General features: G+C 61.4%; 8 protein-coding genes, 1 tRNA gene and 1 pseudogene. 3 read left to right on the top strand and 7 right to left on the bottom strand.

Features of this window, described 5'->3' with window-relative positions:
* From B0W88_RS33835 to B0W88_RS25775, 3 genes are all read left to right on the top strand, one after another.
* Positions 1-432: anti-sigma factor (locus B0W88_RS33835; RefSeq protein WP_369973931.1), on the top strand; the 432-nt coding region annotated here is incomplete at its 5' end.
* 14 nt (positions 433-446) lie between these two features.
* Positions 447-520 (top strand) — tRNA-Gly (locus B0W88_RS25780).
* 85 nt (positions 521-605) lie between these two features.
* Positions 606-2,546, top strand: a complete 1,941-nt coding sequence (locus B0W88_RS25775; RefSeq protein WP_077037463.1) for a site-specific integrase — start codon at positions 606-608, stop codon at positions 2,544-2,546.
* An 89-nt stretch (positions 2,547-2,635) separates the two neighbouring features.
* Here the strand turns inward: B0W88_RS25775 and B0W88_RS25770 are convergent, their stop codons facing one another.
* From B0W88_RS25770 to B0W88_RS33820, 7 genes and pseudogenes are all read right to left on the bottom strand, one after another.
* Positions 2,636-2,935, bottom strand: a complete 300-nt coding sequence (locus tag B0W88_RS25770; RefSeq protein ID WP_077037462.1) for a hypothetical protein — start codon at positions 2,933-2,935, stop codon at positions 2,636-2,638.
* Between the two features lie 997 nt (positions 2,936-3,932).
* Positions 3,933-4,748, bottom strand: a complete 816-nt coding sequence (locus tag B0W88_RS33175; protein ID WP_144006973.1) for a hypothetical protein — start codon at positions 4,746-4,748, stop codon at positions 3,933-3,935.
* Between the two features lie 901 nt (positions 4,749-5,649).
* Positions 5,650-6,447, bottom strand: a complete 798-nt coding sequence (locus B0W88_RS25765; protein ID WP_144006972.1) for a hypothetical protein — start codon at positions 6,445-6,447, stop codon at positions 5,650-5,652.
* Between the two features lie 602 nt (positions 6,448-7,049).
* Positions 7,050-7,256 (bottom strand): hypothetical protein, encoded by a 207-nt coding sequence (locus tag B0W88_RS25760; RefSeq protein WP_077037460.1) that lies wholly within the window; start codon positions 7,254-7,256, stop codon positions 7,050-7,052.
* A gap of 3 nt (positions 7,257-7,259) precedes the next feature.
* Positions 7,260-7,415, bottom strand: coding sequence for a hypothetical protein (locus B0W88_RS33830; RefSeq protein WP_158080942.1), 156 nt, complete (start codon positions 7,413-7,415; stop codon positions 7,260-7,262).
* 433 nt (positions 7,416-7,848) lie between these two features.
* Entirely contained in the window at positions 7,849-8,004 is a 156-nt protein-coding gene (locus B0W88_RS33825) for a hypothetical protein (protein WP_158080941.1), read from the bottom strand.
* Positions 8,005-9,589: 1,585 nt separating this feature from the next.
* Positions 9,590-10,382, bottom strand: a pseudogene (locus B0W88_RS33820) (hypothetical protein); the annotation flags it as partial.

Here is a 10,382-nt window from a genome sequence, read left to right as displayed (position 1 = left end):
GTGCAGGCCTGGCGAGCGGTCCGCTGGCCGCCGGGCCAGGAACTGGTGGCCGCCCATGTGCAGGCGCTGCGCGACGGCCCGCTGATCCAGGTCGCCTCCAGCGACCGCCACACGGTCAAGCCCTGGTTCCAGGGCCGCATCGACTACGCACCGACGGTGCCCGACGCCCTGCCCGGCTTCACGCTGCTGGGCGGCCGGGTGCAATCGCTGGCCGGCCAGCCCACTGCCGTGCTGGCCCTGCAGCTTCGCCTGCACCAGATCGACGTGTTCATCCGGCCGGCCGATGGCGTGCAGCCGCCCGAGCGCTCGCAGCAGCGCGGCTTCAACATCGTGCAATGGCGCGATGGCGCCATGCAGTACTGGGCGGTGTCCGACGTGGATGGCGCCGATTTGCTGCGGCTCGCCCGGCAATGGCCCGCGCCGCTGCACTAGAATCCGGCCCCGACGCGGGTGTAGTTCAATGGTAGAACTTCAGCTTCCCAAGCTGACTACGTGGGTTCGATTCCCATCACCCGCTCCACATCTCTCCAAGTGCTTGATTCGCCAACTTGAATCGGGCGCTGACCGCCCCTGCTACGACACCTTGCTACAAAGCGAGTGTCAGAATGGACGGTTTGTTTCTCCGCAAGGGGATGTGGTACGCCCGGCTCGTGGTTCCGCAAGCGCTGCGCGAACTCGTCGGTCGAACCGAGTACATCGCGTCGACGCGTCGACGAGAGCTGGCTGATGCTCGGGTCGTCGGGCGCGAGTTGCTGGCCGCGTGGGCGAGGCGGCTGTACGAGGTGTCCCACGGTCCCGGTCGTCGCATGATCCTTGAACAGCTCCTCGCAGGACATCCTGCCCTGTCCGCACCCGGGTATATCGCCCTGGCGGAAGCGTCGCGCCTGACATCGCTCGAAGTCTCCTACCTGCTCAGAGAGGCCGCTGGCGGGCGTCTGAGGCTCTTTGCACGGCTTGCTGGCCAGCCAGGCCATGTGCTCCAGTCGGACGATCTGGAGACCATCTCCGGCCCCTTGGAGACGGAGACCGTCGTGCCATCGCCGGCGCAGTGCGATCCGAGTCGCGCGAAGACCTTCAATGGCGTCGTGGCCATCCGGCAGGCCCCACAGATCGCGGAACTTCTGCTGGGCGGTCAAACGCCCGAGGTGATTCTGTTCGATCTCGCCGACTCGGCCGCCAGCTTCTTTGCCCCGACCAAGCCACTCCCGCTGCTTGCCCAGGGCATCGAGTTGCTCGCATCCGAAGTTGAGGACCTTCGCCATCGACTTGCTTCGCGCGTAACTCCCGAACAGCTGCAGCAACTGGGACAGGTAGCTGTGCAGAGGTCAGCCCAGTCACACGACCACGCGAAGTCGCGCCGACCGGTCTCCGACGCGATTGATGCATACATGCGAGTGCGCGCGATCGCCTGCGACGAGGAGCAGGCTCGGCGGGTACGAGGTGCTCTGCAACTGTTCGCCGAGTTGGAGGGCAACCCACCCCTTTCAGACATCACCATGGATCGCATGGACCGGTTCCGCGACGAGGTGCTACCGACTGTCCCCGCAAAGGAAAACCAGGTCCGGCTGATCCATCGGACTACAACTATCACTGAATCCATCCGGGCAGTTGCTGGTACCGACTGGCCGGGCATCTCACGCAATGAGCAGGTGAAGCGCCTGCAGTGGATCGCAGGCATGTTTGCTTGGTTGAAGGACCGGGAATGGATCGAACGAGACCCTTGTTCGGCGCTCTTGCAGGAAAGCAGCGCCCGTGCGGAGCGCAAACGCGAGAAAGGTCCCGCGCGAGCGGCCCGAGATCTGTTCACGCCCGACGATCTCAATGCGATGTTCAGCAAGGGCGAATGGTTTCGGACCGGGCGAGGTTCGCGCACCTCACGAGGCACCTACCGGACGTTCTCTCCGTTCAACTATTGGCTGCCGCTGCTGGGCCTCTACACGGGCGCTCGAATCAACGAGCTTGCCCAGCTTTCGCTCACTGATATCAAGGCGACGCCCAGCGGCACCTGGTATCTGGACATCCTGAATCTCGACGACGAAGCAAGGAAGAAGAAGGGGAAGAACCTGCAGTCCAGACGGCACATTCCCGTGCACGCGCACTTGATCGACCTGGGCTTGATTGAGTGGAAGGCTTGCCTAGAGGCTGCCCATTACCAGCGGCTGTTTCCGGAGTTGAAGCACGACGAGACCAAAGGCTATGGGAAGGCTGCTACCAAATGGTTCGGCAGCTACCTTGCCAGCCTAGGTTGGGAGCGCAACAACAGAAAGGTCTTCCATTCCTTCCGGGGAACCTTAGCAACCGTCTGCCTGAGGCGTCTGCGCATGACCGAGTACGACACCGCCCAGATCAGCGGCCATTCTCGATCTGCAGGCACGCTCACGGGGACCTATCTGAAGGATGAAGCCGTTGACTACCTCGCCGAGCTGATCGCCAAATTGAACTTTGGTTTACCGGAGATTGCGCGCTTCGACTGCGACGAGGGGCTGAAGGCGGTGAGCGATGCACTTCGCCGCAAAGATCGTGGGCGCGGTGCCGAGCCAGATTGAGCGCAGCCCATCTCGCGGCGGCTTGCTCGCCATCGTATGGCAGCGAAGATTCCGCGATGACGACGCGCCCGGCCCGCTGGTGATCCCGATCAGCCCGGGTTCTTGGTAGTCCAGCCGGGGATCTCGCTGACCCAGACGACACGGTCTTCCTTCACTCGAGCCATGAACACCTGCTTGCCCTGAGCCCAGCCGAGGAGGAACTGTCCGGAGGCCGGCGCGGTGGTGCGCGGTTCGCCCAGGACCGCGATCGCCTCCTGGACCGTCATGCCGATCTGCACCTTCGCCGCCTTCTCGAACAGGGTCGGCTGGTGGGGTAGCGGGGGCAGGGGTTCGCTAGCACAGCCGGCGAGCACGAGAGCCGCACACAGCGCGGCGAACTTCAGTTTCATTGGACTCCCTCCGTCGTCTGCAATAACAGTCGGATGCTAGGTAGTTGCCGTGAGCTGGGGGTCAGGTATTGCCCGAGGAGCAATCTCAGCCGAGGCCAGAGAGTCGGCGTCTCGCGATCCCGAATAAGTCAGTCATTACTTACGTAAGTCATTGATTTAATTGACATTTTTTGCGATACCATGCAGTTCTCACGATCGTCTGAGGCGAGAAAGGATGTGAGGAATGCCAACGCAGAAGGACCTCCGCCAATTGGCGCTAGTGCTCTGTCCATTCATTGAGCAGGCAGTGATCAAGAAGAGATCGATGATCGTCATAGACCTAGACGTCGCAGAACTCCTGGAGATGCCAGTAGGGCGGCCCGGGTCCACGCAAGTTCTGCTTGCACTTGCCATGGGTCCCTCAGTACCCGTACTGAGAGCGACCCTAAAACCCACAGAGAACGAGCAGGGGCTGCACTAGGATCTCGACCTGGCCATGTGCACCTGTCGAACAGCTCAGCAACGGAGCTCAGCTTGCGCGAGCGCCCAACAGCGGCCCCGATGCACGGTCAGCGCGTTGTGAAACTCCGACCGCCAGTAAGAAAGCGGCATTCTGCGCCCAACGCGACATCGAGGTTTCGGGGCTCCTGGTCACTGAGAGCGGATCCAACTTATAGGCCCGATCACGACACTCCCAGCGTCAAGCGCGTGCCTCCGCGCATCTTTGATGGTGTTGTGCCCCTGTGAGCACTATGGCTAGGTAAACGCAGAGCAATGCGCCGAGACCAAAGTCGCATTCCCGCAAGGGATTTGGCAAGGATTTGCTACCCAGTACCGGGCGCAAGTCCCGTGATAGCGACGATCTGCAATCCTTGGTTCACCTATCGAAAAACCAATAGCTTCGAGCGAATGAGCAGGCAGTTCAGATCGTCGCGTAGCCAGGACGTGGTCGGTCAACGTCCCAGTTATGAGATCAGCGGTCCGTTTCGGCCGCAGATTTCATATGCGAGCGCCTGTCCTATTTCAAGGTTTCGTCTGGTTGATCAGGCAACTTCGCTAGTGCAGCGTTCATCCCATCGCGATCGATTTCTTTGACGGGCGCATGTTCACGAAGTTGGGACATTTGCGGCTCTATGAAAGGCATGGCTGCCCGAACCAATGCTTGGATGTCCAGGCCATTGGCGAGCATGGGAAGAATGCCTGAGTCCGGCTCTCGGACAATGCCGTTATAGAACTGGTGGCCGCCGCCTCCGATTCGCGCGCCCCCGTTTCTGTGACGCCAGACCACGATGCTGCGCGGCCCAACGGACTTGTCGGCCATGCCGCAACTAACTCGATTGCTCAGTGCCGCGAGGAAGTCGGCCACGATGTGGGGTTCAATACGCTGTGCATCGCAAGCACGGACCAGCTTTAGCAGTTGTCGGAGCCATTGCACGTCGCGCTGCAGGAACGATGCCCCCGATCCGGCAAGGGCAATTCGAGGCGTTCGCGGCGGATCCGATGGTACCTGGCCAGATACGTGTCGCGTGTAGCGGAAACGGTGGGTCTTCCGATCCGCAGACAGAACTATGTCAATCGAGTACAGCCTGGGTTCGCCGTTCAGAAAGGCGGACACGACGACGCTGTGAGCTGCACCGAACTTGATCGGCAACTGCCGAAGGTGCGGCGGGAACTGCCTCTGGAGCGCGCCGGCAAGTTCACCAAGGTAGAGCTCCAGAGGCAAACTCCGTCCTCGAAGGACGGCGTTCATCCAGTCGGCTGGCTCTGTTCCCCCGGCCGTGCAACCGAGTCCGGCATATCCAAGCATGGCAACACTATCTTGCGTCTCAAGCATCAGAAGCTTTCGTGCGTCGTCCCTAGGCGGGCCGTTCGAGAACGAAAGTCGACGATCTGCGAGCATCCAAACGGTGTCAGGACTGTTCACGCTCAGAATGAGAGTCATTGAACCTCAGCCAGTGAAGGGGAAGGATTGCTTATTGTGCATTCCGCAAAACAAGGGCCGCTAATGGGCGTTCGCCGTCCCCGTGCGTGTCCAGGTTCTGTCTCGACTAGGACTAAACGTCTTGGTACTCAGCCTATTACACTGGTGCCACGGTTGAGCAGATAGCCCTCACGGTTTGGAGAACACCATGAGAGTTTTGAGAGATTCGATGGTTGAGAGCTTCAACGAGTTCTTCGGGCCTTTCGCCGCTTTAGCGCGAGCGGTGGTTGCCATGTTCCGACAGACAACGACTCCGGCAAGAGCCGCCAATACACAAGCGAGTCATCCTAAGGACGCTTAGGGAAGGTCTGAACAAGTCTGCCCATCATGGCTGATGCCGATGCGCGGCGCAAAGGAAACTGGACTTTGATTTGCCTGCGATCGCGCGCTTTGACTGCATCGAGGGGCTGAAGGCTTTGAGTGGCGCCCTATGCCGCAAAGATCGCGGGCGAGGCTCGCACCCAGACTGATGATGCAGCCGCGCCGGCTTGAATGGCCCTCAGCGCGTCCGGCGGCGATCTGCAGGCGCTGGAGTGAATTGGCTGTCCAGCCGGTTGGCATTGCCTACGTCGCTGGTCATGCCCTCATTCAAACAGGAGCTTTGCAGTGGAAGCCGTCATCCGCTCAAGCCCATCGCAGTCAGTCTTGCGCTGCCGTGCTGTCATCGCAGCTCATGCGAATGGTCGAGCAGGCGCAATCGGAAGACGTGACCTTAGATGTGGTAGCTGCCCGACCGGCGCGGCGAGATGGCAGCTCAGTCGCTAGGCTGCCACTTGTATGCGGCGAACTCGACGGAAACGGCGTCGACAGCGGCAAGAGCGCTGTATGCGGTGCCCAGCGTGCACCTCGCGTCGAGCCGCTGCGCCCTGCCCGGGTGGATCAGGTTTCGGAAGTCTTGGGCAAGCTCCGCTTGCTTCTTTGTCGAGTCGGAGATGAGCTTGCAAGCGTGGGCTGCGCCGATCAAGTCGCCGAGCGCCCACCACTCCAAGGTTCGCTTCTCCTTCGCCTGGAACACCTGCCGCACGTTTGCCTCGCCAACATGTTCCAGGCCCCACAGCAACAGAGCTTCTACGACAGCGCCAGCCAACACCGTGGCGCCCTTGTACTCGTGGTTCGCAAGCGCACTGGTGGCGGTGCTGATGTCCGTGCGTAGTCCTTCGCGGAAGTCCCCGTCCGCAATGAAGCCGAGGCCCGCGGTCTGCGGGTTGGCGGCCTCGTCCGAGCACATGCCTAGGGAGTCATAGATGACGCGCACAGCAGTATGACCGCCGAAGATCGGCAACGTCACCATTGCCGCTTGGTCGGCGTTGTGACCAGGGGCAACTGCCACTATCGAGTGACGTGCCACGGACACAGCGACGGAAAACGAAGCGTATTGCTCGGGTGGCAATGCAACCAACTCAGTCGGAATCTGGTCGACCAAGTCGATGATTGCTTGCACCACAGAGCGGTTGTAGGCCACGATTTGCCCTACCTGTGCAGCTTCCGCCGCCACGTTATTGCGCAGGAGCGCAATGGACTCTCTGACTTTGCTAGGAACGAGGCGAGGCATGGTTTGACCCTCCTAAGTTTGATGGCGGCGTCGGACGCTCAAGAATCGAGTTCAGGAATTCCGCCCTGATGTACATAGACAGCCGGTGATATGCGACGGGGTGCAGAAAGCGCTGCCAGCGAGTTCGCGGGCGTTTGAACTACACCTTGCACTGACACGCTCTTGTCGATACCCGGATTCACATTGTTCATCACGAGAACTTGGCAAAGCGGTCTCAGACAAGCGTCCGCCCAAGCCCGGCGGACGTCGCCCCAAGATAACAGGCTCTGGCGACGAGCGCTCTTCAGTGGACGGCTCCCAAACGGCCTGTTGTTCCTTCCAACGATCCTCCCGCTTCGCCTGGAGTTCGTTGGCTCGCGCGACCACGTCGGCAAACGAGTTGTCACGGGACCAATCACCCTTGGTCAACCCGTATCGAAAAGCCGCTGACTGGGAAGCGGTAAGATGTTGATTTACAGTGTTTTCTGCGAGACTTTACGAGGTTCGATCAGCCCCTGGGACGGCGCATGGCGGAGTCCGAGTGGAACCAGCTCAACGACCACGCTCGGACCCACGGCACCGAGACCCTGGGACGGCAGAGTGCCGGTCTATAGGGTCTGGCCTTAGCCTAGGAACCGCGCCCTGACCTCCTCCCGCATCTGTTCCTCATACCAGTCTTCCAGATCCACGATCGCGTCAATCGGTCGCATGCCCTGATATCGAGCGGAGCACAGAACCTCACCTGCTTCGTGGACCAGATCGACCGTGTAGTCGTTGAACCGTCGCTCATGCACGACGCCCCAGTCGTAGATGACCTTGTTGACTAGCATGGGTCAGTGCCAGATCAGCCAGCCCGCGAACAGCCCCACTCCTACGGTGATCACGGCCAACAAGAGCAGCGCGGCGCCCGCCCGGTGCTTGTCGATGGTCTCCACCAACGAGTGGACCTCACCGAACTGCTCGATCTCGAACTCCATCCTCAACTTCATTGCGCGCCCCTTTTCGCTCGGGCCACGCGGCCCTTCCATGGGCACACTCTATTTCCTGGCGGACCATTCACGTAAGGCAAGACCCGGCACTTCCTTCTGAAAGCCCGATAAACACTGAGCCCTGCCCACTATGCATTCGTCCCAGATCGTAACCATGATGTCCGCACACCGGCGTCCTTCTGCTGCACGTCGACGGTCTGGCGGCTGGCCTATAGCAAGTCAGCATTGGCCAGGCCACCCGCGGCCTATAAGGGCCCTCACGGAAGTGACAAAAAATTTCCCGGCAGGCCCTTCCTAGCCTTCACGCCGTTCTAAGGGTGTCGGGGTGTGGCCTGCGACACCTATCTGAACTGCGATGTCGTCGAATCCACGAGCGCCTGTTCACCTAGCCCGCCCCCCGACACCGCGAGCGGGATCGCACTGCCTGAGGGGGTCAGAACTGAAGCAATTGATGGGCTGATCGCTTGCGCAGCGCATGCGGATCGTCGCCCAGTTGTCGAGACAGGCGCTTCTCGACGCCCACTTTGATCCGACGCAGTGCGATCCGTTCCATCCGCGCGCTCTCGACTTTGATGCCCGACTTCTTCATATTCGATCCCCTTTCCCACTACACGGGTTGTTTGAGGATCAGATCTTGCTGACTGACGAGCGGCGTGCCCTGCCCCGGCGTGGTCTTTCGGAACGCGCCCATGCCGGACATTCCAGCAGCGGATTTCGCACCCCTGGCTGGCGCGCACATGAGCCTCGACGTGCGGCGGAATCATGCGTCTTGATGATCTAGTTATAGCGCCCATCGTTCGGAGGTCGAACGGGACGGATAATCAAGCACTTACTTATCGATCTACGGTATTGTCGGAGTCGAATGTCCAGTGCTTTTCGCGCCGGACCCGTTTGCCTTTCGCCCCGCCGCGCGGCGACGCTCTGTCTTGAAAAAGTCTGCGACCGGAGTACGGATGATGTTCATGAGTTCCGGGACGACGGCGTAACGAAGAACATGCGATGACGGCAGACCATCGATATGCCCGTGCTCGGGAGCCCGTTCCAAAGCGAGTTCCTGGTCACGAAGCGCTTGTCGACGAACATGGTTGTTGACCGCATGCGCGACCGAGCAACGCGGTGCGCGGTTCGGGGGCAAATTCGCCGGGAGCGCCTGCACCAGCATTAGCTGATCGTTCGCAAGCCTACTCAGCAAGCGCTGATTGATGTCCCTGACGGTCCGGACTCCATAGCGTTCTTCGAGGGCAGTGCCATTGATCCGCACCTCAACACGCGCTCGCCAGCGGCTCGCAGGCAGTTGCACACCGCAATCCGTAGTCTTCGGGTACAGGCGAACTTGACATCTTGGTTCTGGGGGAGCCCAGGTGCCTGTCCAAGCCGGCACTGGTTCATCCCCGTAGTAGACCGTTTCCGACCAAACCCGTCCGTTGGTCAGTAGTGGTGCCGAAATCGGTGCAACCGGCGTCTCTGCATCGCGGACTCTCCAGTGCCGCTTCGCTGGAACGTATCTAACGACAGCTCGCTCGTCGTAGAGCGTCCGGCCGGCGCCGGGAGCGTTCGAGGCGCAGACCCGCCTGCGTATGAAGGGGGAACACCACGGGGCGAGCCTGCGACACAAGACGTCCCAGCATGGACCAATCGCCTGAATAGCTGCAGCCGGTTCGATCACGTCGCGCGGATACAGATCAACCGAAAATTCCAGTTGAGCAAGTCGACAGTCCCGAACGGACTCAGGCAGCCCTGACAGCTTCGCGAAACGCACTTCGTGCAGCGTATGGCGATTGCCCAGAGACTTCAGTTTGGGGTCACCAAATCCCAACGGGCCGATGGAACTGAACTGGATGAAATCGATCTCGCACGTCGCTCGCATCGATTTCAACACACGCAGGTCGCCAGCGACCGCTCGATCTCTAACTCTTGTTCGCATTCACTTTCCTTAGACCGAGGCGGCCGGCCTTCGACTCAGTATAGGAATCCGAGATGCTTTGTCGGCTCACCCAATGCCAGGGACGTTGCTACAAAGACAGCACGGGTGCGCACGTCGACTGCGCGAGAGAAGTGACCACCTCCACTGCTACAAAACAGTGCTACAAACTAGCGTCTTCAACCGGTGTCTTACCAGGAAGTAGAGACATGGAGCGGGTTCCCATCACCCGCTCCAGCCGCCCTCCCGCCGCTCAGTCGGCATCGCTGCGCTGCTGCATCAGCCGCACCAGCTCATGGCCATCGGACTTCGTCACGCGGTTGTTCCTGCGGCGCCAGTGCTCGTAGCGCAGCGGCACGTTGATGCCCGGCACGACCCAGATCCTGCCCTCGTGGCGTTCGTTCCTCGGCGGGCCGTCCCAGCCCTGGAACGAGAGCCGGAAAGCCATGAAGCTGCCGGCAGGAACGACGACGCGCTCATGCGCATCGATCTTGAAGTCCAGCACGACCGGCATGCCTTGCCCGCGCTTGGGGATCGAGAAACAGGTGCGCCAGCGCGCCCCGAGTTGCAGCTCCGCCGGGTAGAACTGGCGCGGCACGTCCGAGGTCGCGGCGCGCGGGGACTGCAGCACATTGCCCATCAGGTCCCACACGTGCGTTCCTTCGTTGAGCTCCACCCGGTCGGCGGCCTCGTCGACGCGGGTGACCCGCCAGTGAGCCTCGGTGCCCACCTGCGTCAGCAGGTCGTAGACCCGCATCACGTAGACATCGCCCACCGTATAGACCCGGCCGAGGCGATGCCGGCCGGCCGCATAGGGATTCGCTGACGGGGCCGGCAGCGGAGGCAGCCGCATCAGCGGAGCGGCCGCGGAGGCCGCGCCGGCCGGGCCGATGGGCTCCTGCCGCAACGGCTCCACCGGCGCCTGTGCCACGGAGAGCGAAGGCAGCGGCGGCGGTGCCAGCTCCAGCAGCGGCTCCGCCGCCGGCTGCGGGATGGCGGCCGTGGGCGCGACCGGGCGCAGGGCCGGCAACTGGACCGGCTCCGGC

It is taken from the genome of Pelomonas sp. KK5 (assembly GCF_001984095.1).
GTDB lineage: Bacteria > Pseudomonadota > Gammaproteobacteria > Burkholderiales > Burkholderiaceae_C > KK5.
This window is presented reverse-complemented; position numbering and strand designations above follow the sequence as displayed.